Below are 24,336 nucleotides of genomic sequence, written 5' to 3'. Positions count from 1 at the left end.
ATATATAATGGGAAACGAATTTCGTGTGTGTGATGATTGTCAGGCAACGAACATTAAGACGTTGATACCAAAGCTCAAAAAGGTAGATTCATGTGCAAGTATTGAAGTTGGATGTCAATCTTATTGTGGGCCAGGTCGTAAAAAATCATTCGCTTTTGTGAATAACCGTCCAGTTGCAGCGCCAAATGAAGATGAACTGATTAAGAAAATCGAGGCAAAATTAAATAAGTAAGAAAAGGAAGAGTGAACATTTTACTCTTCTTTTTTTATGCAATTAAAGCTGGAAATCATTCCAAAACAAGGGGAAGAAAAAGGTAAATGGTATCAATTGGCGACGTATTAGCGGGTAAACTTTATATTATGAGATTGGTTTTATACCAAGTACATTAGTTTTATATTACAAAATAATGGTTGACAGTCTTTTGGAGTAATAGGTAGAATGAAGTATATGATCATGATAATCATTATCAAATGCATACATACATCAATTAAAAAACCGACATAACACTCCTCTTTTTAGGTGGGAGAGAGCATCTGGCCATGCATAGAATCGGTCAGGGCCCTTTTCTGCCACATGCGAAGTAAAAACAGAAAGAGCAAACGAGTGTAGGTTACTTTTTATTCTGCATAGCAGGGATTTAGATGTCGAAAAATTAAAATGGATAGTGGGTAATCCCACTTTTCTTTTTGGTGTTTATTGAGAATAAATCTCATTTTGTTAAATATACGTTGTTGGTTAGGATGGTTGAGGGATGGAAGCAAGCGCGAGGAGTATAGAACAACAAGAAGTGAATGTCAAAGAGGTTAAGAGTAGACCGCTCATTGCTTCTATTATTTTAATAGCAGGCACAATTTTATTAGCTTTAAGCATGGCTGTTTCTATTTCATTTGGAGCAGCAGATATTAGTTTGAAGACTGTATGGCAAGCTGTCTTTCAGTTTGATGGGTCTTTAACACATCACAATGTTATTTGGGAGCTTCGTATGCCTAGAGCAATTGGTGGCGTGGTCGCAGGTGCTTTTTTAGCTGTATCAGGTGCAATTATGCAAGGGATGACGCGAAATCCACTCGCATCGCCATCATTAATGGGGATTACTGATGGAGCTGTGTTTGGGATTGCAATTATGTATGCATTTTTCCCAAATTCGCCATATTTAATGTTTGTTATTGCTTCTTTCGTTGGAGCAGCATTTGGTGCAAGTATTGTATACGGTATTGGTGCTTCTTCACCAGGCGGATTAACACCTGTTAAGTTAGCGTTAGCTGGGGCAGCAATCAGTGCTTTACTTGGTGCTGTTTCTTCTGGAATTGCTTTGTATTTCAACCTTTCTCAAGAGGTGAGTATGTGGAATGCAGGCGGTGTTTCTGGTGTGAAGTGGGAAAGTATTGATATGTTATTGCCAATCGGAATGGTTTGTCTCGTTATAGCAATTATGATGTCGAGATACATTACAATTTTGAGTTTTGGTGAAGAAATTGCGATTGGGCTTGGTCAAAATACAACGCTTATCAAATTTATTGGAACAGTGCTTGTTCTTGTGTTAACAGGTTCAGCCGTATCAATGGCAGGATCAGTTGGATTTGTTGGACTTGTCATTCCGCACATGACGCGTTTTCTTGTTGGATCAGATTATAGGTGGGTTATCCCATGCTCAGCTGTATTAGGTGGGTTGTTAATTGAATGCGCTGATATGTTATCGCGAATTATTAATCCACCATTTGAAACACCAATCGGAGCGATTACAGCATTAATTGGTGTCCCATTCTTCCTCTACTTAGCTCGTAATGAAGGGAGAGGAAAAATGTGAGGATGAGTGTCTTAACAAAAAAGAACATTTCAATTTTAGCAATTTTAGCGGGATTAATCTTTTCCGTATTTCTGATTAGCTTAAATACGGGAACATTTAAAATACCACCAATAGATGTATTGAAATCATTGGTTGGACTAGGCGCAGAAGATCAGTCAGTTATTTTGTTTGAATTTCGTATGCCACGTATGATTATTGCTATCTTAGTTGGTTCAGCGTTAGCTGTATCAGGTGCAATTATGCAAGGCTTATCACGAAATCCACTCGCTGATCCAGGCATTATTGGTATTAACGCCGGAGCAGGATTAACGGTTGTCGTTTTCGTATATTTCTTTTTCGGAAAAGTTGGGACTGGTACGCTTTTATCTGTATTCATTCTTCCATTTTTCGCATTGGTCGGTGCCATATTAGCAGCAGTTATTATTTCCGTGCTGGCATGGAAAGACGGTGTTTCATCAACTCGTTTAATACTTGTTGGTATTGCAGTTGCAGCTGGATTTGGTGCTGTTAATTTAATCTTTTCGATGAAAATGACATCCAATGACTTCCGCTTTGCAACGATTTGGTTAGCAGGTAGTTTATGGGGAACAGATTGGAAGTTTGTATTAAGTGTACTTCCATGGATGCTCATCTTTTTACCACTTGCGATTCGTAAAGCGCATGTGTTAAATGTAATGAACCTAGGAGATTCAGCCGCAGTTGGTCTTGGGGTAAATGTAGAAAAAGAAAGACGTAAATTATTATTTATTGCAGTTTGTTTAGCTGGTGCATCTGTGGCGGTTGCGGGTGGAATTGGTTTTATTGGTTTAATGGCACCGCATTTAGCGAGGCGCCTTGTCGGTGGAAAACATCAAATTATGTTGCCAACAGCGGCATTAATTGGAACATTTCTGCTGCTATTTGCAGATTTGATTTCAAGAAGTGTACTAACGACGTCAGAAATACCAGTCGGCCTTGTTATCTCTGTAATTGGTGCACCATATTTCATTTATTTACTTATGAGGACAAAATAAAGGGAGGCTTTTTATATGGCAACTTTAGCGGTTGATTCGGTATCTGTTGGCTATAATGAAGGGTTAATTATTGACGGATTATCGGTGGGAATTCCAGAAGGGAAAATGACAACGATTATTGGACCAAATGGCTGCGGGAAATCAACGTTGTTAAAAACAGCTTCTCGTATTTTGAAGGCAAAACGAGGCACTGTTTATCTTGATGGGAAAGCAATTGAGAAGCAGCCGACAAAAGAAATCGCAAAAAAAATGGCGATTCTACCACAGACTGCAGAAGTGCCAACAGGTCTTACTGTGTTTGAACTTGTTTCGTATGGCCGCTTTCCTCATCAAAAGGGATTTGGCACGTTGAAAGAAGAAGATTATCGTTACATTCACTGGGCGCTTGAAGTAACCGGGATGACTGAATTTGCAAACCGTCCAGCGGAAGCTTTATCAGGTGGTCAACGTCAACGTGTATGGATTGCAATGGCTCTTGCGCAAGGAACGGATTTACTTGTGCTAGATGAACCGACAACATACTTAGACATGGCCCACCAGCTTGAAGTATTAAATTTATTGAAGAAGTTAAATCAAGAAGAAGGCCGCACGATTGTTATGGTTATCCATGATTTAAATCATGCATCTCGTTTTTCAGATCATATGATTGCATTAAAAGCTGGCAAGCTAATGAAACAAGGAACACCAGATGAAGTTATGACAAGTGAAACACTTCGTAAAGTGTTTGAAATTGAAGCACAAATTGTTCCATGTCCGGTGAACTGTAAACCGATTTGTTTAACATACGATTTAATGATGATTAATAATCAATTGCGTAAGAAAGCATAGATGAATGATTCCCCTCCTACTCTTAATAGGAGGGACCATTCTAATGGACGTTGAGCTTCTCGTTCGAGATGGGAAGTTGAACGCCCGTTAGGACGGGTTACATACAACAATTAGTAAATATATATCAACTTAAAGTTGTTTGTAGTTTCTTATAGTTATATACAACTTGTAAGAGAAATATCCAGAAGGAGTGGAAATATGAAGAAATTCAAAGCAGCATTACTAGCAATGGTACTAGTAGTTACTTCTGTACTATTTGTAGCTTGTTCTTCCGATAAGAAAGAAGAAAAGAAAGCAGATACGAAGGTTGAAGAGCACACTGTACAACATGCAAAAGGGGAAATTAAAATTCCTGCAAACCCAAAGAAAATTGCTGACCTTAGTGGTTCAACAGAAGAATTATTAATCTTTGGCATGAAACCAATCATTACTGCAAATACAACCCAAGAAAAAATCGATGCACATATTGCCGATCAATTAAAAGGTGTAAAACCAGTTGGATCTGCTTGGGGTGACCAAATTAACATTGAAGCAGTAGCGGCTGCAAAACCAGATTTAATTCTTGTAAACAATCGTCAAGAAAAAATTTATGATCAATTATCTAAAATTGCGCCAACAGTAATGTTAAAAACGCCCCTAGATCAATGGCGTCCAAAGTTTGAAGAACTAGGTAAAATCTTTGATAAAGAAAAAGAAACAACAGCATGGTTGAAGAAATATGATGAAAAAGCAAGCAAATTACATGATAAAATCATTGCAAAAACTGGTGATGCGAAATTCATGGAAATGGCTGCATATCCAAATGCATTCCGCGTATATGGTGACTATGGTTACGGTAGCGTAATCTTTAAAGACTTACAATTACCAGCAGTTCAAGGTACACCAACTGACAAACCGCTCGTACAAGTACAAAAAGAAGCATTAATCGATTACAACCCAGATTACTTATTCGTATTTACAACTGGCGATGGTTCTCAGCGCTTAAAAGAATTCCAAGAAGAAACAATTTGGAAGAACATGAACGCTGTTAAGAACAACCGTGTATTTACAATCAAGAATGAAGACCTAAACAAAGGATACTTCCCGCTTGGTAAAGAAATGGTTTTAGATGAAGTTGCTGATTTTGTTTTAGGAAAATAATATATAAAGAAAATCACTTTTGCTTTGGTAAAGGTGATTTTCTTTATATTAGGGGATTTATCCCGCATTAACGGGCAGTAATACTCCCACCTCAAAATTCGTCGAAAGCAAAGAGGTTAGGTGGGAGATAAATTGCCCGTAAAAGCCCGATTGGTTCAACTAATAATCAGTGGGGATGAAGAATCCCCACTGATTAAAGTTTCACTTTATATAGTCTTTCATTTCTTTCTCTTTCCTATTTCGTTTATAATAAAGTAAGAATGCGGTAAAGAAAGGGGGATGTCAATGGTATATTTAAATGACAAACTCAGCGAAACAAAAGTGTTTAAAGACCCAGTACATAAATATGTACACGTGCGTGATCGCGTGATTTGGGATTTAATCGGAACGAAAGAATTCCAACGTCTGCGCCGTATTAAGCAGCTTGGAACGACATTTTTTACATTTCACGGTGCGGAACATAGTCGCTTTACTCATTCATTAGGTGTATATGAGATTATTCGTCGTATGATTGATGATGTATTTGATGGCAGGCCAAATTGGAATGCAGAAGATAGATTGTTATGTTTATGTGCAGCATTACTTCATGATGTTGGACACGGCCCGTTCTCTCATTCGTTTGAAAAGGTTTTTTCATTAGATCATGAGAAGTTTACTCAAAAAATTATTGTTGGTAATACGGAAATCAATGATGTGTTAAGCCGTGTGGACCGTGAGTTTCCGCAGAAGGTGGCAGATGTCATTGCTAAGACTTCTAATAATAAATTAGCTATTAGTATGATTTCAAGCCAAATTGATGCAGATCGTATGGATTATTTATTGCGAGATGCTTATTTTACTGGCGTAAAGTATGGAAATTTTGATATGGAGCGTATGCTGCGTGTTATGCGTCCATATGATGATCAAGTTGTCATTAAAAATAGCGGTATGCATGCTGTTGAGCATTATATTATGAGCCGTTATCAAATGTACTGGCAAGTGTATTTCCATCCAGTAACGCGGAGTGCTGAAGTGATTTTAACAAAAATTTTACACCGCGCAAAAACATTGCATGAGCAGTATTACACATTTAAGTATCACCCTGTTCATTTCTATTCTTTATTTGAAGAAGAAGTAACAGTAGAGGATTATTTAAAGCTAGATGAGAACGTAATGTATTACTACTTCCAAGTATGGCAAGATGAAGACGATCAAATTTTAAGCGATTTATGTCGCCGCTTTATGAATCGCAATCTCTTTAAATATGTAGAGTTTACAGAGAAGCATGGTTTAGATAATTGGATGGAATTAAGTAGTCTATTCAAAAAAATTGGACTTGATCCAGAATACTATTTAGTTGTTGATTCAACATCGGATTTACCGTATGACTTTTACCGAGCAGGGGAAGAAGAGGAACGTCTTCCAATCTTACTTCTTATGCCAAACGGAGAGCTCAGGGAGCTTTCTCGTGAATCGGATATTGTCGAGGCGATTACCGGTAAGAAGAGAACGGATCAAAAGTTGTTTTATCCACATGATGTAATCTATGAAGGTGGAAGAAAAGGAAAATATAAAGAAAAAATCATTCAGCTATTAGAAGGAAAGAAATAAGAAGCAGTCTGAGGACTGCTTCTTATTAAAGAAACCTGAAATTATTTGTCGCTTAAGCGTTTTCCGCCAACTGCATAATGATTTTTAGACATTTCTTCGATGAAAACAACGATGTTTTCTTCAGGAGCACCAGTTGTTTCGCTTACTGCTGTAGTTACTTTCTCAGCGAGAGCTTTCTTTTGTTCTTCTGTGCGTCCTTCTAACATTTTCACTGTTACGTATGGCATGTACAATCGCTCCTTTTATGTAAGTTACAATCTTATTATAACGGATTCTAAGGAAGAACAATCGAAAAAACAAATATTTTCTTTTTTTGACAGAATGAAGAGGAGATGAAGTATGGATCAGTTATTTAGATATCCACTGCACCAAATTCCACTGGTAGCAATGGCGATTATTATTGCGTTATCTGTACATGAATTTGCACATGCATATGTTGCATATAAGTTTGGTGATGATACAGCGAAAAGACAAGGCCGTTTAACATTATCGCCAATGGCTCATTTAGATCCAATCGGGCTGATTGCTGTATTAATTCTTGGTTTTGGTTGGGCACGCCCAGTACCTGTTAACCCGTATAATTTCAAAAAGCCACGTCTTGCTGGTGTACTAGTTTCTATTGCAGGACCGATTAGTAATCTAATCCTAAGTGCTATCGGTTTAATTATTTGGTGCAGTTTGTTAAAGTTTGGAGTACTAGATGCTATTCCATTTGCGGTGGCAGATACATTAGGTCAATTCTTCCAAATTTTTATTTTCCTTAATATTGTGTTACTTGTTTTCAATTTATTACCGATTCCGCCGCTCGATGGGTATCGTGTAATTGAAGACTTAGCACCAGCAAATATTCGTACGAAAATGACCCAGTATGAAAAATACGGATCAATTGCGTTGTTAATTCTAGTTATTACACCACTTAGTAATTATACAATTCAACCCATTTTCAATGTAGTAATCCCGTATGTGTATGGGTTTTTACAAAATATCATTGCACCTATATTTGGGTTAATGTAATACATGAGTGAGGAGGAGTTTACATATGACAGAGAAAAAGAAAAAAATCGGTTTTAATATTGTGAAGAACGATTCAACAGATGGGCATGGTGGCTTTGGTGTTGGAGCGCTAAGCTTAGAAAATATTTCACCTGTTTTCGTAGATGTATTAGAGCAAAATGCATTCGTTGATATTGGCGCAATGCATGCGCGTAGCACTGTAGAAAAAGGAATTAAATTCTTAAAAAATAAAGATGAAGTTCCAAACGGAAAGCCGTATTGGCTTGTATGGGTAACGATTGAAAGAACGGCAAAAGGTGGTTATTATGCAGGTGTAACAGCTTGTGAGATGACAGTTGATCGTGAAATTCGCCGTGGTTATAAGTCACTTCCAGAGCACGTGAACAAGATGGATAAATCATTAAAGCGTCACATCATGGTTGACCATATGGATGATGCGTCTAAAAAGGTGCTTGGAACGTTCTTAAAAGAACATAATGAAGCAATTTGGAACGAATCTAGTGAAGAATTGCGTCATGCATTATTAGGAGAATAAAGTGAAACTTTAATCAGTGGTTTTTTAAAAATTCCCCGCTGATTTATCAGCCCTCATGAATCGGGGTAAATTTTTTAGGCTACCAGGGGTATTCCTGGTAGCCTTTGTTTTATTATTTATGCTGCATATTGCCTAGGCACCGATATAATGAGGGTACAAATTTACCACGGAAAATACTTTTTCCACCAGCTGTCCTTTTTCTTCTCTTTTCCAGCCTTCTCGAATTCTTCCTTATCATCGACATGATCCATACAATATTCAGTCGGTTCTGTTCCTTTTGTAAAATACATTTTTACAGAAGTCGGGCATCCTTTTGTTGCGATTTTCCCATTTTCAGGATTGATGTCTAAAGCTACAACATCACTTGGTTGTTTGAATTCTTTTTTAGGCTGACCGTCTAATCCTTTTTCCATCGTATCAGCCCAAATCTTCTTGGCATAGCCCTGTTCGGCTGGATTGGAAATAGATTTCGGCTTGTCGTATCCGACCCAGACGCCTGTTACGAGCTGCGGCGTGAAACCAATCATCCAGCTATCCGTTTCAGTGGAGCCAGATTTTCCTGCGTATGTGCGCGATAGCTTTGGAAGGAGTGATTGCCCTGTCACAGAAGCATATCCACTTAACTTTTGATTAAACATACCCGTCATCATTTCTTCCATGACAAACGTATTATTTTTATCGAGTACTTGTTTACTCTCTAAATGCGCATCGTATAAAATGTTTCCTTCGTGATCGACAACGCGGCGAATAAAGGTCGGTTTTATTTGTTTTCCTCCGTTGGCAAACATACTATAGGCGTTAACCATTTCAATTGGTTTTACAGGAGAAGTACCAAGGGCAAGGGATGGGACATCTTTTAATGAACTTGTAATACCAAATTGTTTCGCTGTTTTTGTGAGAGAATCTTCCCCTAAAAATAAATTTGTTTTTACAGCATATACGTTATCTGATACCGCGAGAGCTTGTGCCATTGTAACAAAATCATCCGCATAATAGTCTTTATAGTTTTTCGGTTTATATTTAGAAACACCATCTCCTAATGTAAACACGGTATATTCACTTTTTAAACGGGTTGCTGGTGTAAATCCTTTTTCTAATGCAGCGTAATATAGAAATGGTTTAAAAGTGGAACCTGGTTGACGAGCAGCTTGGATCGCTCTGTTAAATTGACTTGCTTCATAATCTTTTCCACCTACAAGTGCCGCTACTTCTCCCGTTTTCGGATTCATTGAGACAAGAGCCGTTTGTATATCCGTTGATTCTGGAATATTATCCTTAATGGATTGCTCTGCTATTGCTTGTAGCTTTGGATCTAGTGTTGTATAAATGCGAAGTCCACCGCGCTGTAATGCTTGTTCATCGAGCCCAGCATCGTGAAGGAGAGAGGCTTGTACAGCGTCTTGAAAATAAGGCGCCACTTCTGCGACTTCTTTCGTATCTAATGAAGCAAATGCAAGCTTCTCCTTTTTTGCAGAGGATGCTTGCTCTTTTGTAATATAGCCCTGCTCGACCATCTCATCTAAAATAAGGGATTGTCTTTGTTTCGCCCGTGCTTCCTTTAAATAAGGTGAATACAGGCTAGGCCCTTTTGGAACACCAGCGAGCATACTAGCTTCTGCTAATGTTAAGTCTTTTGCTGTTTTATTGAAATACATACGAGAAGCTGCTTCAATACCGTAAGCGCCGTGCCCATAATAAATCGTATTTAAATATCCTTCTAAAATATGATTCTTACTATAATTGACTTCAAGTCGAATGGTATACATTGCTTCTAATAATTTACGTTTCCATGTCTTATCATGATCTAAATACAGATTACGAGCGTATTGCTGTGTAATCGTACTAGCACCTTGTACCTTTGCCATTGCTTTTATATCTGCAATGATTGCACCGGCAATTCGCTTTATATCGAAACCATGATGGTGATAGAATCTTTGGTCTTCAATGGAAAGTGTTGCATCTTTAACATAAGGAGAAATTTGTTCAAGTGAGACGTTATAGCGTTTTTGTATGCCATTGCTTTGTCCCATAACAGTGTCATCATTAGCATAGAAGAAGCTCGTTTGTGGAACCGCAACGGGAGGAGGCCCCATGATTTTTGCCGCTATAATGATAATAAAAAAGGAAAAAACGAACAAAAGAACACATGAAAAAAGTGTGGTGAAGAAAAGACGTTTATATTTTTTTAGTTTTGGATTCACAGTTTGGTCCATCTTTTTCATCCCCTCATTATATCCTTTTACTAGTATTGAGGGTTTTTTCGTATTTTAAACAACGAAGTGTGCAAAATGAAAAAGAGCCCTTTCAATTAAGAAAGGAGCTCAAAAGCGCGTATAGGCCAATCTGTAATAATAACGTCTATGCCGTAATCAATCATGGTTTGTAAATCTTTATATTCATTGATTGTATAAGGACGGAAGACATATCCTTGCTGCTGGGCTGATTGAACAAATTCCTTTGTTAACAGCCGGAAATTAGGATGTAATCCAGCTGCTTCTCGTTTTTTTGCCTCAGCAATTGGATCGGCAAGGGGTTCATCGTATAAAATAGCTCTTGGAATTTCAGGAGCTATTTTTGCAAGTACGGAAACAGAATCATGGTTAAATGATGAAAATATAATTTGATTTGATAAATGGTACTCACGTACAAGCTCGATAACTTTCTCTTCGATCTTTGGATAGTGAATGACATCTGTTTTTAATTCGATATTTAATTGCAAATTTGTTGTGGAGAGCCAAGTGAATACTTCACGTAATGTTGGAATTTTTGCTTCGTGAAAAGAAGGATTTTTATGGCTACCAGCATCAAGAGCTTGTAATTCTTTCACTGTCTTTTCAGAAACAAGTCCCACTCCATTTGTTGTACGATCAACCGTTTCATCATGAATGACAACAAGCTCTCCATCTTTTGAAAGGTGAACATCAAGTTCGATGCCATCAGCACCAATAAGCTCGGCCTCTTGAAACGCAATCATTGTATTCTCTGGGTGTGTTCCTTTAACTCCGCGATGGGCAAAAATAAGTGGTTTTTTCATCTAAGAATCTCCTTATCGTTTCATTTCTTCCATTATGAAACTGCTATAAAAAAAATACAATCTATATATACATCAATTAAAAAACCGACATAAAACCCCCTCTTTTTAGATGGGAGAGAGCATCTATTCATGCATAGAAGCGGTCAGGGCCTTTTTCTGCCACATGCGAAGTAAAAACAGAACGAGCAAACGAGTGTAGGTTACTTTTTATTCTGCATAGCAGGGATTTAGATGTCGAAAAATTAAAATGGATTTATATATATGACAAACATTTACATATAATACTCGAATTAAAGTTAACGTTAACGTAAAATATAATAATGTAATGAGAGGAGGAATAAACATGTATAAAATTGATGAAGTAACAAAGCAAGTTGGATTAACAAAACGTACACTTCGTTATTATGAGGAAATTGGTTTAATTCATCCGCCAGAGCGTAGTGAAGGGAATATTCGTCTTTACACAGATGAGGACATTGCACGTATTAAAAAAATTGTAGAAGCAAAAGAAGTGTTAGGAATCACCCTTCAAGAAATGCAGCATTTCTTATCATTAAAAGAGCGTATGGAGCAAAGGCGAAATAGTGATAATCCAAGTGATCGTGAAGTTATTCGAGAAATTAAGAACATGCTCGAGAATCAAGTGCAAACACTAGATATAAAAATGAAGCAAATGCAGCGCGTGAAAGCAGAATTAGAGAATAGTTTAGAGCGCGCAAGTAAATTTTTGGAGGACACAAAAGGAGAGACAAAATCCCTTTCTTAAGAAAGGGTTTTCTTTGTTGTCATAGAAGGAATCTTTTTTATACACGAACAAAAACGGTCTGACTAAAATGTATTTTCGGTATTTTTGTACTTTTAACTATACTTTTTGTATGTTTTGTTTTATTTTTGTTAGGGGACATTAATGATGTCCTATTATAAATTTGCAGCGAAAGGCGTGATTGTACGATGGAACTATGGTTCACTGAAAAACAAACAAAACATTTTGGAATTACGGCGCGTATTAACCGCACGTTACATACGGAGCAAACAGAATTTCAAAAGCTTGATATGGTTGAAACAGAAGAATTCGGAAACATGCTTATTTTAGATGGCATGGTTATGACAACGGAAAAGGATGAGTTTGTGTATCATGAAATGGTAGCTCATGTACCTTTGTTTACGCATCCAAACCCTGAAAATGTATTAGTTGTAGGCGGCGGCGATGGCGGTGTTATTCGTGAAGTGTTAAAACACCCAAGCGTAAAGAAAGCAACGCTTGTTGAAATCGATGGTAAAGTAATCGAGTACTCTAAACAGTACTTGCCATCAATTGCAGGTGCGTTAGATAACGAGCGCGTTGAAGTGAAAGTAGGCGACGGTTTCCTACACATCGCAGAAAGCGAAAACGAATATGACGTAATCATGGTTGACTCTACAGAGCCAGTAGGGCCAGCAGTAAACTTATTTACAAAAGGATTTTATGCTGGAATCTCTAAAGCATTAAAAGAAGACGGTATTTTCGTTGCACAAACGGACAACCCTTGGTTTACACCGGAATTAATTTCAAATGTGTTTAAAGACGTAAAAGAAATTTTCCCAATTACACGTCTATACACTGCAAATATTCCAACGTATCCAAGTGGACTTTGGACATTCACAATTGGATCTAAAAAGCACGATCCATTAGAAGTAAGTGAAGAGCGTTTCCACGAAATTGAAACGAAATATTACACAAAAGAAATGCATAAAGCAGCATTTGTATTACCAAAATTCGTTGGGGATTTAATTAAATAGAAAAGTGGAAGCGGCTCGTTCAGAATAGGAAGAAGCGAAGCCACCGAGTATTCTAGCCGCTATAGCTGGACAATAGATGAAAGTGTAAGTAGCTCATTTAAGGTGCGCGTCCAAAAGATTTGAGCATGCTAGCTACTTACACTTCGATAAATAAAATAATCTTCTCGTCGCTAAAAGAAGATTGAGGTAAATCGAGAAAGAGGAGTACAGCGCTCCAAATTTGAGAAATAATGAAAGGTTGGGATACCTTAGGTTCCACATAAGGAGGAAAAGAATATGCGTTTTGATGAAGCTTATTCAGGTAAAGTATTTATTAAAAGTCATCCAAGTTTTGAAGAGGCAGAGGCAGTTATTTACGGGATGCCAATGGATTGGACAGTAAGTTACCGTCCAGGATCTCGTTTTGGCCCTGCACGTATTCGTGAAGTATCAATTGGGCTAGAGGAATACAGTCCATATTTAGATCGTGAACTAGAAGAAGTAAAATATTTTGATGCTGGTGATATTCCGCTACCATTCGGAAACCCACAGCGCAGTATAGACATGATTGAAGAATATGTAACAAAACTATTAGATGCCGGTAAGTTTCCACTAGGTCTTGGCGGTGAGCACCTAGTGTCTTGGCCAGTTTTTAAGGCAATGGCAAAAAAATATCCGGACTTAGCAATCATTCATATGGATGCTCATACTGATTTACGTGAGTCATATGAAGGAGAGCCTTTATCCCATGCTACGCCAATTCGTAAAGTATGTGATTTGATTGGTCCGGAAAACGTATATTCTTTCGGGATTCGTTCTGGTATGAAAGAAGAATTTGAATGGGTAAAAGAAGTGGGCATGAACTTATATAAATTTGAAGTGTTAGAGCCGTTAAAGGAAGTATTGCCAAAACTTGCAGGACGCCCAGTTTATGTCACAATTGACATCGACGTATTGGATCCAGCACATGCTCCTGGAACAGGAACACTAGAAGCTGGCGGTATCACATCTAAAGAATTATTAGATTCCATCGTAGCAATTGCAAATTCAGATATAAATGTAGTCGGAGCGGATTTAGTAGAAGTAGCTCCAATCTACGACCATAGTGATCAAACACCAATCGCAGCAAGCAAATTCGTGCGGGAAATGCTGCTTGGTTGGGTAAAGTAAAAGCGAAAGCGGCTTGTTCAGAATGGGAGGGGGATGGATCTTCAGACGTAGAGGCGATTTTTGCCTCGCAGGAAGAAGTGAAGCCACCGAGCATTCTAGCCGTTGTAGCTGGATAAGTAAAAGCGGAAGCGGCTTGTATCTCATATATCGATGCTTCCGCAAAGTTCGATATATGCTTATAAGAAAAAAGGAGCTAGTCTCATTATTTGAGACTAGCTCCTTTTTCCTATGCAGCTTTTTCTTTTGAAGTGATGCCGCGAATTTCATCAGCAGAACGAATTGGATATTTGCGGAAAACGATTGTTCCGATATAGCCAATGATTGTAGTGACGATTCCGCATAGTACAGCAGCAATTGCTACTTTCATTACATCGTTAAATCCAAAGAGAACAAGAAGTCCTGGAATTGGTGATGCTGTACCAGGTGCATTGTTTACCAGTTGGAATAAGGATGTAATAATACCAGCAAGTGCACCACCGACAAAATTTGTCGTATAGATTGGAATTGGATTTGCTGCAACAACATCAGCTTGTGTTAATGGTTCAATTGCTACCGCAATTGTATCTTTCTTTGAACAAATCTTTAAACGTTTAAAGAAAATAAAGTTCATTGGAGCAGAGGCCGCTACTGCAAGACTACCAATAGCCATTGGTAAACCTGTTAGTCCTAACATAGCAGTTAGTGCCATGGAGCTTAATGGAGATGTAGAGATAACTGTGATGAGCCCGCCAAGCATAATCCCCATAATAATTGGGCTTTCTGTAGTTGCGATTGAAATAATAGAGCCGATTTTTCCAAGCGTTGCATTTACAACGGGATCCATAAGCATGGCCATTCCGCGTGAAAGTGGTGCTGCAATGAATAAGATTGCTAAAAATTCTACACCAGCTGGCAATTTCTTTTCGAGGAATTTTACGACAAAGGCGCAAACATATCCAGCGAAAAAGCCTGGTAAAATACCAAATCCACTAGTGGCAATCCCAATTAAAACAGCATATACGGGGGATACACCAATTGCGAGTGCCACTAAAATGGCAGCTGCGACACCGCTCATACTACCGGAGGCTTCCCCAACCGATTGCAAAAAGCTGTTATGAAACATCTCGCCACCGATATAACGGTGAAATGCTTCAATAAGGAAGCTTGCGATTGCAGCGTTAGCTAAAGCACCCATTGCCTTCATTCCGTAAGGAGCACGGTAACTAAAGAGCGTGAAAAGAAAAAGTACAACAAGTAGTAGTGCTAAACCTTGCAAGATAGCCATTTGAAAACTGTCTCCTTTTTGATATTTGTTATAAAAATTTGTATTATTCAATAATAATACAGAATTTGCTCGAATGGAAAAATTTTTTATTAGGAAAATACTACAAAGAACATTTTTCTTACAATAGTGTAAGGAAAATGTAATACATTTCAATAGAGTATAGTATACCCTTTTCCGTATAATACAGATATGAGTATGTGAAGGATCAAAAGATATATCAACAGGAGGCGCATATATGAAATTGGTAATTCGAGTTTTAGCCGTTTTTGCTATCCTTTTAGGTGGTACGGCATATTATTTGCAAACAAAAACAGAAGGTGTCGGGGCTTTTGTCGATAATTTCTTTTCAAATAAAGAGATACAAGATTATTACGCGGTTATAAATAAGGGTGAGAAAAAAGACGATGAATATTTGTATACATTTAAAGGATATACAGAGGATGGAAAGCCGCAAGTCATCAAAAAAATGGTGAATCGTCAACTACATACAGGTGCTTTTATAAAAATTTATGCGAAGGGAATGCAGGGAAAAAGCTGGGCTGAAATTTCAAAAGAAGAAATTCCAGAAAAAGCTTTAAAGCAATTGCACTAAAAAAGGAGCGAATCATTCGCTCCTTTTTTAGTGAGTTAAAAGTGTAATGGATGTGTGTGTTTGGCTGGAAATGATTTTTACGCGTCCGCCAATTGGGAAGGTAAAAATCGGTGTTGTATGTCCAAAGTTGGCATTTGCAATTACAGGAATGTGAGAAAGTTCCTGTTTTGAATAGATCATTTCTTGGATATCTTCTATGACGGCTTCAGATCCTTTTTGTAGTCTTCCAATCACAATGCCTTTTATATGTTCAAAATCTGGTTGTTGAATGAGAGAGTGTAAGTAACGATCAAAAGTTTTAACCGTAGCTTTTCCTGAGAGAGCATCTTCTTCTAAAAATAATATTTTATCTCGTAAGCTCGGGATATATGCTGTGCCTTGTAGTAAATTAAAGGTACTCATATTACCACCAACAATTTCTCCAATTGCTTCACCTTCATGTATAGAAACATATCCTTTATTTTGGAAGAAAGTTCGATTTTCTTGGTCAATATACCAAGGGTCATCGCTCCACGTTTCAGCGGGATGTATTTCGATAGGTTCTGCAGAAGTCATGCATGTTAAAAAGTAATCTACTGTATAATCAAGCCCTTTCTCCATTCCAAATGAAGAGAAGTGAGGACCTGAATATGTAATGAGACCCGTTTTTGTATAAATAGCGTTGCTTAAAGCAGTAATATCAGAATAACCACAGAAAATTTTAGGATTCTTGCGAATTAAGTCATAATCTATATGCTGCAACAGTCCGTTGGAATTATATCCTCCAAGTGTTGTTAAAATTGCTTTTACATTGGAGTCGGCGAAAGCTTCATGAAGGTCTTGCACTCGTGAAGAAACGGAAGAAGAAGCAAAACGATCAACTTCTTCAGCGTTTTTTGAAAAGGTAATACGAAAGCCCATATCTGTGAGCCGCTTAATAGCAAGCTCACGATTATAATCGGAAACAATACTTAAACTACAAGCAGGTGAAATAACTCGAATTTCATCACCTTGTTTTAGTTTTGGTGGAATCATTTGGAGCACCCCTTTTTAATGAAAGAAAATTTTGATTTAAAAGATATTTTATCATGGAAGATAGAACTTTATAAATTGTTTTTTTTGTAACAGAGTTTTCCTGATTTTTCAGCAGACAGACATAGGTTTTTTTTGATATGATAGGAAAAGTGATTTATTATAAACTTTATCTAATATCTATAACATATTGAAAGGTGTGCAAGACGTGGAGAAACAACTTGCAGGCTTGCCAGTACACGTTCATTTCGTAACAGAAATCCGTGAAGGGGCACGAAAGGAAACAGTTGCTTTTGACGCACATGGTCAATACTATGTAAAAGGTCAAAGTACATATGTAACGTTTCAAGAGCCGAACGAACAAGGCGAAGTAAAGACAATCATCAAAATTCAAGGTGAACAAGTTCTCATCATGCGTTCAGGTGCTGTTTCCATGCGTCAAACACATGCAAAAGGTGAATGGACAACTGGTACGTATACGAGTGAACTTGGTACGTTTGCATTGCAAACGAAAACTGATAATGTTCTTTTTAAATGGTCGGACGAGAAGAAAAAAGGACAACTCTTTTTAACGTATGCATTGCTTCTAAGTGAACAAGAAGCGGGCCGATATACAATTACGATTAATTTGAAGGAGGCAAAATAATGAATTCTTTAGAACAAGTAAAAGGATTGATTAAAGAAGAAATTAAAGCTGCTGTATTAAAAGCAGAATTAGCAACAGAAGAACAAATTCCAAACGTTGTATTAGAATCTCCGAAAGATAAAACACATGGTGATTTCTCTACAAACATGGCAATGCAACTTGCACGTGTTGCGAAAAAAGCACCTCGTATGATCGCAGAAGAGTTAATTGCAAACTTCGATAAAGCAAAAGCTTCTATTGAAAAAATTGAAATTGCTGGTCCTGGTTTTATTAACTTCTACATGGATAACAGCTACTTAACAGATTTAATCCCAACGATTGTTAAAGCTGGTGAAGCTTACGGTGAGACAAACACTGGTAAAGGTGAAAAAGTACAAGTTGAGTTCGTATCTGCAAACCCAACAGGTGACCTTCACTTAGGACATGCACGTGGAGCAGCAGTAGGTGACACATTATGTAACGTATTAGCAAAAGCAGGATACGATGTATCTCGTGAATATTATATTAACGATGCGGGTAACCAAATTCATAACTTAGCTCTTTCTGTTGAAGCTCGTTACATGCAAGCGTTAGGTTTAGAAAAAGAAATGCCAGAAGACGGTTACCATGGTGCTGACATTGTTGGAATCGGAAAACGTTTAGCGGAAGAGTTTGGCGATCGTTATGCAAAAGCTGATGAGAAAGAAAGCTATGAGTTTTACCGTGAGTACGGTTTGAAATATGAACTAGCAAAACTGCAAAAAGACTTAGAAAGCTTCCGTGTTAAGTTTGATGTATGGTTCTCTGAAACATCACTATACAAAAACGGAAAAATTGACGAAGCTCTTGCAGTATTAAAAGAGCGCGATGAAATATTTGAAGAAGATGGAGCAACTTGGTTCCGTTCTATGACTTATGGTGATGATAAAAACCGTGTGTTAATTAAAAACGATGGTTCTTACACATACTTAACGCCAGATATCGCGTATCACCGTGATAAATTAGAGCGTGGTTTTGATAAATTAATCAACATTTGGGGTGCTGACCACCACGGTTACATTCCTCGTATGAAAGCGGCAATCCAAGCGCTTGGTTACGATAAAGAAACGCTTGAAGTAGAAATCATTCAAATGGTACAACTATACCAAAACGGTGAAAAAGTAAAAATGAGTAAGCGTACAGGTAAAGCAGTTACACTTCGTGAGCTTATGGAAGAAGTAGGCGTGGATGCAATGCGTTACTTCTTTGCAATGCGTAGTGGTGACTCTCACTTAGACTTTGATATGGACTTAGCTGTATCAAAATCTAATGAAAATCCTGTATACTATGCACAATATGCTCATGCACGCGTATGCAGTATCCTTCGTCAAGGTGAAGAACTTGGATTAGCTGCAGGCGGCGATGTAAATTACAAACTTGTTACTTCTGAAAAAGAAGTAGATTTACTGAAAAAGCTTGGTGAATTCCCAGCGGCAGTTGCAGAAGCAGCGCAAAAACGTCTGCCACACCGCATTACAAGCTATGCATTTGAGTTAGCAGCAGCGCTTCACAGCTTCTACAATGCAGAAAAAGTATTAAACCAAGATAACTTAGAATTAAGTAAAGCTCGTTACGACTTAATGCGTGCAGTGCGCATCACACTTCAAAATGCATTATCATTAGTTGGAGTATCTGCACCGGAGAAAATGTAATAAAGAAAAGTAGAAGCGGTTCGTTCAGAATAGGAGGTGGATGGGGCTCCTGACAGAGAGGCGGAGTTTGCCTCGGAGGAAGGCGCGAAGCCACCGAGTATTCTAGCCGCTGAGACTAGATAAAAAACAAAAAAAAGAGATCGCTCGCGGTCGCTTTTTTTGTTTTTTCCTCTTCCATTTTTTTATTTTCCTTGGCTGACAAAAGAAGACGGATAACGACTCCATTTTATATAAATCCATTTTAATTTTTCGACATCTACATTCCTGCTATGCAGAATAAAAAGTAACCTACACTCATTTGCTCTTTCTGCTTTTACTTCGCATGTGGCAGAAAAAGGCCCTAACCGCTTCTATGCATGGCCAGATGCTCTCTCCCACCTAAAAAGAGGGGGTTTATGTCGGTCTTTTAATTGGTGTATATATATTTTCTTTTTTGTATTTTCAATCAATACCCATTGAGAACTTAAAATATGCATATTTGCATATTTTAAGCAGGAATATGTATGCTATTATTTTAGATAAAGGTTCACTTTCTACTTTGAAAGTCCCTAAATTGCATGAATCTAGTGTACCCAAACTTTAGATTATGTAAAGAAAAGAGATCCTCCAGCTTAGGATTTCTTTTTCTTATTGCTTGAACCTTGTGAGCGTGATAATCATGTTCTCACATTTCATGATTATCATCAGTGATATATGTAAGGCATCCATATAAAAAGAGGAGACTGTTCAAATGATGAACAGTCTCCCCCCGTTAAAAAGGTGATACTTTGTGGTATCATCTTTTTATTTTTTTAAAATCACTATAACTCTGTATTTTTGCTTATATCTCTGTTAAGATAATTGGTTCGCCGCGCGTTACAACAATTGTATGTTCACATTGTGCAACAAGGCTATTATCTGGTGTTACGAATGTCCAGCCATCATCACCGCGTTCGATGATATGGTCAGCTTTCATAGAGATGAATGGTTCTACAGCGATAACAAGACCGTCTTTTAGAAGCGCATTATCCATTGGATCATAATAGCTTAAAATGTGATTTGGCGCTTCATGTAGGCTAAGACCAATTCCGTGTCCAGTTAAGTTTTGGATAACTGCATAGCCATTTTTATGTGCGAAATTAGAAACAGCACGACCAATTTGGTTTTGTTTTGAACCAGCTTTTACTTTTTTCATTGCTGCCCAAAATGCATCTACTGCAGCTTGGCAAAGTTTTTCTTTTTCTTCATCTTGTCCAAGAACAAAAGAAATACCTGTATCTGCATAATAGCCGTCAAGTGCTGCAGATACGTCAACGTTTACTAAATCGCCTTCTTTTAATACTTGATCTTTTGGAATACCGTGGGCAACTTCCTCATTCACACTAATACAAGTTACACCCGGAAAATTATATTCTTTTTCAGGTGCAGAAATAGCACCGTGCTCATCTAATATTTTTTTACCGATCAAATCAAGCTCTTTCGTTGTCATGCCTGGCTTCGCTTGTTTTTTCATTTCTTCGCGTGCAAGTGCAACGATACGGCCGATTTTTCGTAAACCTTCTAAATCTTGTTCATTACGAATAATCATGAAAACCACTGTCCTTCCTCGAATATCTATCTTACACGATTGTATCATGTTTATTTTTGTCCTGCTACTTGGGTGCGATATGCAAGTTGATTCCTCTCATAAAGAATATATGACAATTGTCATATGCATGTCATGACGCATCATACTGTTTCCTAACTTTTCCAGGGTATACAATGTAAATATAAGAAACGGCGGGGGTGGAGAGATGGAAAAGATTATTGAAGTAAATGGTGTTTCAAAAACATTTAAACATAAAAAAGCAGTAAATAACGTTTCATTTCATGTAGAGAAGGGGCAAATTGTTGCACTTCTTGGACCAAATGGTGCAGGGAAAACAACAACGATTTCGATGATGCTTGGGTTAAAAGATCCGTCAGAAGGAAGCATCGCGATATTTGGAAAGAGTCCAAAACATCGAAGTGTTCGTAATCGCCTTGGTGCAATGTTACAAGAAGTAAGTGTTATTGATAGCATAACAGTGGAGGAAGCAATCGAACTATTTCGCAGTTATTATACAAATCCAATTGCGAAAGAAACATTACTTCAGTTATCAAACTTAGAGTCCGAAAGAAAACAGAGATGTGAAAAATTATCAGGCGGTCAAAAAAGAAGGTTAAATTTTGCGCTCGCGCTTGCTGGAAATCCAGAGTTATTATTTTTAGATGAACCAACTGTAGGAATGGATATTACGTCTAGAAAAACATTCTGGGAGACGATTCGAAAGCTAGCAAGTGAGGGGAAAACGATTATTTTGACAACGCATTATTTAGAAGAGGCGGATGCATTAGCAGATCGAATTTTATTGTTTGCAAACGGAGAGATTATTGCAGATGGTACACCAGAGGAAATGAAAGCAACGATTTCTCGAAAAACAATTTCATTTTATTCGAAAGAAAAAATTCCTACAGGCCTGTTGAAGGAATTACCACATGTAACAGGAGTGCAGTCTCATGAAGGGCGCGTTATTTTAACAACAGATGATACGGATGCTACGTTGCAAGCAATCTTTAAGAAAGATTTACCTGTTACCGATATTTCAGTTGAACGAGGAAGTCTTGATGAAGCGTTTGAACAGTTTGTTGCAAATCAGAAGGAGGGAATCGCATGAAAGCATTATGGATGCAATGCAAAATAGAGATTTTACGTACATTCCGCAATAAATTATTTATCTTTTTCTCATTATTAATGCCAGTTATGTTTTATTACATTTTTACAAATGTTATTCAAGTACCACAAAACGGAGATGCATGGAAAGCGCATTATTTAATTTCAATGGCAACTTTCAGTATAGTAGGGACTGCACTTTTCAGTTTCGGTGTGAGAATCTCTCAAGAAAAAGGGCAAGGGTGGACACACCTTTTAAAGATTACTCCACTTCCAGAGGGAGCGTATTTAACGGCTAAAATTATTTCTCAAACAGTGGTAAATGCTTTTTCAATACTCGTGATCTTTATTGCAGGGATATTAATTAATGACGTATCGTTAACAGTTGGGCAATGGATTGGTGCTGGATTATGGTTATTATTAGGGGTTACACCATTTTTAGCGCTAGGAACAGTTATTGGTTCAATTAAGAAAGCAGACGCAGCTGCAGGGCTTGCTAACATTTTAAATATGAGTTTAGCAGTTCTAGGCGGTTTATGGATGCCAATTGAAGTATTTCCGAAAGTATTAAGATCTATTGGAGAATGGACACCGACATATCATTTCGGAAGCGGTGCATGGGATATTGTTGCTGGGAAATCGATAGGATGGGAAAATATCGCGATTTTAGGAGGTTATTTCCTTATATTTGTTGTAATATCAATATATATAAGAAAGAGACAGGAAGCGGTATAAATGATAGAAAAGAAGCAGTTTGAGATTTTTCCGAAACATATGGGATTTTTCCCATATATGTGGTTTGTGTATCTGTTATTTCCAATTTACAATTTAACGCAAGTATCAGGATGGAAGCTTTTAATAGGGATCGGTATGTTGATGATTTTCGTCGTCACATACCGTCAACTTTATTTTGTGAATAAGACGTTTATTTTATGGGCGTGTATTCAAATGCTACTCATATTTTTATTTGCTTTATTTTATAATCCTTTTATGATCTTTTTTGGCTTTTTTACGGCAAGTGCGATGGGATTTGCACCAAGTAAAAAAGTATTTCAAGTATTGTTCGGCCTTTTAATTGTAATGCTTGGGGCCTTTATATTTGTATATTTTAAGCAACTAACAACTACAAGTTTAGTTAATATAGTTCCAATGTTTATTTTAATGCTCCTTACACCATTTGGAATGCGTAATTTTAATCAAAAAAAGATGCTAAAGAATCAATTAAATCAAGCAAACGAACAAATTAAAGATTTAGTAAAGCGTGAAGAGCGTCAGCGAATCGCGAGGGACCTTCACGATACGTTAGGGCATACGTTATCTCTTATTACTCTAAAAAGTCAGCTTGTTGAGAAGTTGATTGTGAAAAATCCAGAGCGTGCAAGTGTAGAAGCAAAGGAGATTACACAAACATCACGTACAGCTTTAAAGCAGCTTCGTGAACTAATTTCTGATATGCGGATGATTACGGTAGAGGAAGAGCTTGAACAAATACAGGCAATTTTGCAAGCGGCTAATATTACGCTAGAAGTAGAACAGAAGGCGAGTTCTAGTGCATTGTCACCGCTTGAACAAAATATTTTAGGTATGTGTTTAAGAGAAGCTATAACAAATGTTGTCAAGCATAGTAAGGCGACGATGTGTACAGTTTCTATATTTGAAGCACAGGGAGAACTTATTTTGGAAGTTAAGGATAATGGTGTGGGATTACAAGGGCAAAGTCATGATGGAAATGGCATTCGCGGTATGAAAGAACGAATTGCACTTATTGATGGGGCAATTGAGCTAGACGCGGCACATCCTGGGACGCTTTTAACGGTAAAAGTTCCAATCGTAATTAGAACAGGAAAAGATGAGGTGAGGGCATGATTCGAATTATTATTGCTGAAGATCAACGAATGCTTCGCGGAGCACTAGGGGCCCTGCTTGATCTAGAAGATGATATTGAAGTAGTTGGGCAGGCGGCAAATGGGGAAGAAGCTTTAAAGTTAATTGAATCATTACAGCCAGATATTAGTATTATGGATATTGAAATGCCGATTCAAAGTGGCCTAGATGTTGCTGAAACATTGCAGAAGAAAAAATCATCATGTAAGGTAATGATTTTAACAACATTTGCACGTCCAGGATATTTTGAAAGAGCAATGAAAGCGGGTGTTCACGGGTATTTATTAAAAGATAGCCCAAGTGAAGATTTAGCAGCCGCAATCCGTAATGTAATGCAAGGGAAACGAGAGATTTCCCCTGAATTAATGTTTGGATTATGGCAAGAACAAAATCCATTATCAGATCGTGAGAAAGAAGTACTTCTATTAGCGAAAGAAGGAAAAACAGCAAATGAAATTGCGAAAACTCTTTATCTTTCCCCTGGTACAGTGCGAAATTATATTTCAGAGATATTAACAAAACTAGATGCTAAAAACAGAATTGAAGCGATCACGATTGCAGAGGAAAAGGGATGGATATAAAAAAAGATGTTTACCAGATATATTGGTAAACATCTTTTTTTATTATATAAATCCATTTTAATTTTTCGACATTTAAATCCCTGCTATGTAGAACAAAAAGTAACCTACACTCGTTTACTTCGCATGT

At 37.5% G+C, this 24,336-nt stretch carries 24 protein-coding genes; 18 read left to right on the top strand and 6 right to left on the bottom strand.

Going from position 1 to position 24,336, the window contains the following annotated elements:
- The first annotated feature begins 7 nt into the window (after positions 1–7).
- The 6 genes from ACIQ7L_RS12730 to ACIQ7L_RS12705 all read left to right on the top strand — a co-directional run bounded on the left by ACIQ7L_RS12730 (position 8) and on the right by ACIQ7L_RS12705 (position 6,379).
- On the top strand, positions 8–232 hold the full coding sequence (locus ACIQ7L_RS12730) for a YuzB family protein (protein ID WP_335358351.1): 225 nt from the start codon (positions 8–10) through the stop codon (positions 230–232).
- Between the two features lie 520 nt (positions 233–752).
- Positions 753–1,808: a FecCD family ABC transporter permease gene (locus tag ACIQ7L_RS12725; RefSeq protein ID WP_400569563.1), complete on the top strand. Its 1,056-nt coding sequence runs from the start codon at positions 753–755 to the stop codon at positions 1,806–1,808.
- Positions 1,805–2,821 carry a FecCD family ABC transporter permease gene (locus tag ACIQ7L_RS12720; protein WP_400569561.1) on the top strand — a complete coding sequence of 339 codons (1,017 nt, stop codon included), beginning with the start codon at positions 1,805–1,807 and terminating at the stop codon, positions 2,819–2,821. Before ACIQ7L_RS12725 ends, ACIQ7L_RS12720 begins: the two co-directional genes overlap by 4 nt.
- A 15-nt stretch (positions 2,822–2,836) precedes the next feature.
- Positions 2,837–3,649: an ABC transporter ATP-binding protein gene (locus tag ACIQ7L_RS12715; RefSeq protein ID WP_400569559.1), complete on the top strand. Its 813-nt coding sequence runs from the start codon at positions 2,837–2,839 to the stop codon at positions 3,647–3,649.
- A gap of 198 nt (positions 3,650–3,847) precedes the next feature.
- Positions 3,848–4,789, top strand: coding sequence for an ABC transporter substrate-binding protein (locus ACIQ7L_RS12710; RefSeq protein ID WP_400569557.1), 942 nt, complete (start codon positions 3,848–3,850; stop codon positions 4,787–4,789).
- A gap of 285 nt (positions 4,790–5,074) precedes the next feature.
- Complete coding sequence (locus ACIQ7L_RS12705) at positions 5,075–6,379, top strand: HD domain-containing protein (protein WP_400569555.1); 1,305 nt, start codon at positions 5,075–5,077, stop codon at positions 6,377–6,379.
- Between the two features lie 41 nt (positions 6,380–6,420).
- On the opposite strand, the gene ACIQ7L_RS12700 is transcribed toward ACIQ7L_RS12705, so the two are convergent.
- Entirely contained in the window at positions 6,421–6,606 is a 186-nt protein-coding gene (locus ACIQ7L_RS12700; RefSeq protein WP_001147172.1) for a 2-hydroxymuconate tautomerase, read from the bottom strand.
- Positions 6,607–6,718: 112 nt separating this feature from the next.
- On the opposite strand from ACIQ7L_RS12700, the gene ACIQ7L_RS12695 reads away from it, so the two are divergent.
- The gene (locus tag ACIQ7L_RS12695; RefSeq protein ID WP_400569553.1) at positions 6,719–7,393 is read left to right on the top strand and encodes a site-2 protease family protein; all 675 of its coding nucleotides are present in this window, start codon (positions 6,719–6,721) and stop codon (positions 7,391–7,393) included.
- A gap of 25 nt (positions 7,394–7,418) precedes the next feature.
- Positions 7,419–7,928 (top strand): YwhD family protein, encoded by a 510-nt coding sequence (locus ACIQ7L_RS12690; protein WP_400569551.1) that lies wholly within the window; start codon positions 7,419–7,421, stop codon positions 7,926–7,928.
- Positions 7,929–8,089: 161 nt separating this feature from the next.
- Here ACIQ7L_RS12690 and ACIQ7L_RS12685 read toward each other — a convergent pair whose 3' ends face one another.
- Positions 8,090–10,141, bottom strand: a complete 2,052-nt coding sequence (locus ACIQ7L_RS12685; RefSeq protein WP_400569550.1) for a transglycosylase domain-containing protein — start codon at positions 10,139–10,141, stop codon at positions 8,090–8,092.
- A 95-nt stretch (positions 10,142–10,236) separates the two neighbouring features.
- Positions 10,237–10,962: a glycerophosphodiester phosphodiesterase gene (locus tag ACIQ7L_RS12680; protein ID WP_400569548.1), complete on the bottom strand. Its 726-nt coding sequence runs from the start codon at positions 10,960–10,962 to the stop codon at positions 10,237–10,239.
- A 343-nt stretch (positions 10,963–11,305) separates the two neighbouring features.
- Between ACIQ7L_RS12680 and ACIQ7L_RS12675 the strand changes: the two genes are divergently transcribed.
- The 3 genes from ACIQ7L_RS12675 to speB all read left to right on the top strand — a co-directional run bounded on the left by ACIQ7L_RS12675 (position 11,306) and on the right by speB (position 13,890).
- On the top strand, positions 11,306–11,728 hold the full coding sequence (locus ACIQ7L_RS12675; RefSeq protein WP_400569546.1) for a MerR family transcriptional regulator: 423 nt from the start codon (positions 11,306–11,308) through the stop codon (positions 11,726–11,728).
- Positions 11,729–11,913: 185 nt separating this feature from the next.
- Positions 11,914–12,741: a polyamine aminopropyltransferase gene (gene speE / locus ACIQ7L_RS12670; protein WP_097897431.1), complete on the top strand. Its 828-nt coding sequence runs from the start codon at positions 11,914–11,916 to the stop codon at positions 12,739–12,741.
- A gap of 276 nt (positions 12,742–13,017) precedes the next feature.
- Entirely contained in the window at positions 13,018–13,890 is an 873-nt protein-coding gene (speB, locus tag ACIQ7L_RS12665) for an agmatinase (RefSeq protein WP_097897432.1), read from the top strand.
- Between the two features lie 226 nt (positions 13,891–14,116).
- On the opposite strand, the gene ACIQ7L_RS12660 is transcribed toward speB, so the two are convergent.
- The gene (locus ACIQ7L_RS12660) at positions 14,117–15,154 is read right to left on the bottom strand and encodes a PTS sugar transporter subunit IIC (RefSeq protein ID WP_400569544.1); all 1,038 of its coding nucleotides are present in this window, start codon (positions 15,152–15,154) and stop codon (positions 14,117–14,119) included.
- A 235-nt stretch (positions 15,155–15,389) separates the two neighbouring features.
- Between ACIQ7L_RS12660 and ACIQ7L_RS12655 the strand changes: the two genes are divergently transcribed.
- Positions 15,390–15,746 (top strand): YxeA family protein, encoded by a 357-nt coding sequence (locus tag ACIQ7L_RS12655; RefSeq protein WP_400569542.1) that lies wholly within the window; start codon positions 15,390–15,392, stop codon positions 15,744–15,746.
- Between the two features lie 27 nt (positions 15,747–15,773).
- Here the strand turns inward: ACIQ7L_RS12655 and ACIQ7L_RS12650 are convergent, their stop codons facing one another.
- Positions 15,774–16,760 (bottom strand): S66 family peptidase, encoded by a 987-nt coding sequence (locus ACIQ7L_RS12650; RefSeq protein ID WP_400569540.1) that lies wholly within the window; start codon positions 16,758–16,760, stop codon positions 15,774–15,776.
- A 205-nt stretch (positions 16,761–16,965) separates the two neighbouring features.
- On the opposite strand from ACIQ7L_RS12650, the gene ACIQ7L_RS12645 reads away from it, so the two are divergent.
- Together ACIQ7L_RS12645 and argS are read left to right on the top strand one after the other, a co-directional pair.
- Positions 16,966–17,403 (top strand): YwiB family protein, encoded by a 438-nt coding sequence (locus ACIQ7L_RS12645; RefSeq protein ID WP_400569538.1) that lies wholly within the window; start codon positions 16,966–16,968, stop codon positions 17,401–17,403.
- Positions 17,403–19,073, top strand: a complete 1,671-nt coding sequence (argS, locus tag ACIQ7L_RS12640; RefSeq protein WP_097897437.1) for an arginine--tRNA ligase — start codon at positions 17,403–17,405, stop codon at positions 19,071–19,073. Before ACIQ7L_RS12645 ends, argS begins: the two co-directional genes overlap by 1 nt.
- An 820-nt stretch (positions 19,074–19,893) precedes the next feature.
- Here argS and map read toward each other — a convergent pair.
- Positions 19,894–20,688 carry a type I methionyl aminopeptidase gene (gene map / locus ACIQ7L_RS12635; RefSeq protein ID WP_400569536.1) on the bottom strand — a complete coding sequence of 265 codons (795 nt, stop codon included), beginning with the start codon at positions 20,686–20,688 and terminating at the stop codon, positions 19,894–19,896.
- Positions 20,689–20,845: 157 nt separating this feature from the next.
- Here map and ACIQ7L_RS12630 point away from each other — a divergent pair, with 157 nt between their 5' ends.
- The 4 genes from ACIQ7L_RS12630 to ACIQ7L_RS12615 are packed head-to-tail and all read left to right on the top strand — an operon-like array spanning position 20,846 to position 24,209.
- Positions 20,846–21,748 (top strand): ABC transporter ATP-binding protein, encoded by a 903-nt coding sequence (locus ACIQ7L_RS12630; RefSeq protein ID WP_400569535.1) that lies wholly within the window; start codon positions 20,846–20,848, stop codon positions 21,746–21,748.
- Positions 21,745–22,479: an ABC transporter permease gene (locus ACIQ7L_RS12625; RefSeq protein ID WP_097897439.1), complete on the top strand. Its 735-nt coding sequence runs from the start codon at positions 21,745–21,747 to the stop codon at positions 22,477–22,479. Before ACIQ7L_RS12630 ends, ACIQ7L_RS12625 begins: the two co-directional genes overlap by 4 nt.
- The gene (locus ACIQ7L_RS12620) at positions 22,480–23,610 is read left to right on the top strand and encodes a sensor histidine kinase (RefSeq protein ID WP_400569533.1); all 1,131 of its coding nucleotides are present in this window, start codon (positions 22,480–22,482) and stop codon (positions 23,608–23,610) included.
- A complete protein-coding gene (locus ACIQ7L_RS12615) occupies positions 23,607–24,209 on the top strand; it encodes a response regulator transcription factor (protein ID WP_400569532.1) in 603 nt (200 codons plus the stop codon). The genes ACIQ7L_RS12620 and ACIQ7L_RS12615 overlap by 4 nt, the downstream gene beginning before the upstream one ends.
- Positions 24,210–24,336: the final 127 nt, after the last annotated feature.

Origin of the sequence: Bacillus sp. NPDC094106 (assembly GCF_044764345.1) — a bacterium.
GTDB lineage: Bacteria > Bacillota > Bacilli > Bacillales > Bacillaceae_G > Bacillus_A.
This window is presented reverse-complemented; position numbering and strand designations above follow the sequence as displayed.

Excerpts from the sequence above, each read along its gene's own strand:
- ACIQ7L_RS12730 (WP_335358351.1), top strand. The coding sequence starts at position 8 with ATGGGAAACGAATTTCGTGTGTGTGATGATTGTCAGGCAACGAACATT.
- ACIQ7L_RS12725 (WP_400569563.1), top strand. The coding sequence starts at position 753 with ATGGAAGCAAGCGCGAGGAGTATAGAACAACAAGAAGTGAATGTCAAA.
- ACIQ7L_RS12715 (WP_400569559.1), top strand. The coding sequence starts at position 2,837 with ATGGCAACTTTAGCGGTTGATTCGGTATCTGTTGGCTATAATGAAGGG.
- ACIQ7L_RS12710 (WP_400569557.1), top strand. The coding sequence starts at position 3,848 with ATGAAGAAATTCAAAGCAGCATTACTAGCAATGGTACTAGTAGTTACT.
- ACIQ7L_RS12705 (WP_400569555.1), top strand. The coding sequence starts at position 5,075 with ATGGTATATTTAAATGACAAACTCAGCGAAACAAAAGTGTTTAAAGAC.
- ACIQ7L_RS12700 (WP_001147172.1), bottom strand. The coding sequence starts at position 6,606 with ATGCCATACGTAACAGTGAAAATGTTAGAAGGACGCACAGAAGAACAA.
- ACIQ7L_RS12695 (WP_400569553.1), top strand. The coding sequence starts at position 6,719 with ATGGATCAGTTATTTAGATATCCACTGCACCAAATTCCACTGGTAGCA.
- ACIQ7L_RS12690 (WP_400569551.1), top strand. The coding sequence starts at position 7,419 with ATGACAGAGAAAAAGAAAAAAATCGGTTTTAATATTGTGAAGAACGAT.
- ACIQ7L_RS12685 (WP_400569550.1), bottom strand. The coding sequence starts at position 10,141 with ATGGACCAAACTGTGAATCCAAAACTAAAAAAATATAAACGTCTTTTC.
- ACIQ7L_RS12680 (WP_400569548.1), bottom strand. The coding sequence starts at position 10,962 with ATGAAAAAACCACTTATTTTTGCCCATCGCGGAGTTAAAGGAACACAC.
- ACIQ7L_RS12675 (WP_400569546.1), top strand. The coding sequence starts at position 11,306 with ATGTATAAAATTGATGAAGTAACAAAGCAAGTTGGATTAACAAAACGT.
- speE (WP_097897431.1), top strand. The coding sequence starts at position 11,914 with ATGGAACTATGGTTCACTGAAAAACAAACAAAACATTTTGGAATTACG.
- speB (WP_097897432.1), top strand. The coding sequence starts at position 13,018 with ATGCGTTTTGATGAAGCTTATTCAGGTAAAGTATTTATTAAAAGTCAT.
- ACIQ7L_RS12660 (WP_400569544.1), bottom strand. The coding sequence starts at position 15,154 with ATGGCTATCTTGCAAGGTTTAGCACTACTACTTGTTGTACTTTTTCTT.
- ACIQ7L_RS12655 (WP_400569542.1), top strand. The coding sequence starts at position 15,390 with ATGAAATTGGTAATTCGAGTTTTAGCCGTTTTTGCTATCCTTTTAGGT.
- ACIQ7L_RS12650 (WP_400569540.1), bottom strand. The coding sequence starts at position 16,760 with ATGATTCCACCAAAACTAAAACAAGGTGATGAAATTCGAGTTATTTCA.
- argS (WP_097897437.1), top strand. The coding sequence starts at position 17,403 with ATGAATTCTTTAGAACAAGTAAAAGGATTGATTAAAGAAGAAATTAAA.
- map (WP_400569536.1), bottom strand. The coding sequence starts at position 20,688 with ATGATACAATCGTGTAAGATAGATATTCGAGGAAGGACAGTGGTTTTC.
- ACIQ7L_RS12630 (WP_400569535.1), top strand. The coding sequence starts at position 20,846 with ATGGAAAAGATTATTGAAGTAAATGGTGTTTCAAAAACATTTAAACAT.
- ACIQ7L_RS12625 (WP_097897439.1), top strand. The coding sequence starts at position 21,745 with ATGAAAGCATTATGGATGCAATGCAAAATAGAGATTTTACGTACATTC.
- ACIQ7L_RS12620 (WP_400569533.1), top strand. The coding sequence starts at position 22,480 with ATGATAGAAAAGAAGCAGTTTGAGATTTTTCCGAAACATATGGGATTT.
- ACIQ7L_RS12615 (WP_400569532.1), top strand. The coding sequence starts at position 23,607 with ATGATTCGAATTATTATTGCTGAAGATCAACGAATGCTTCGCGGAGCA.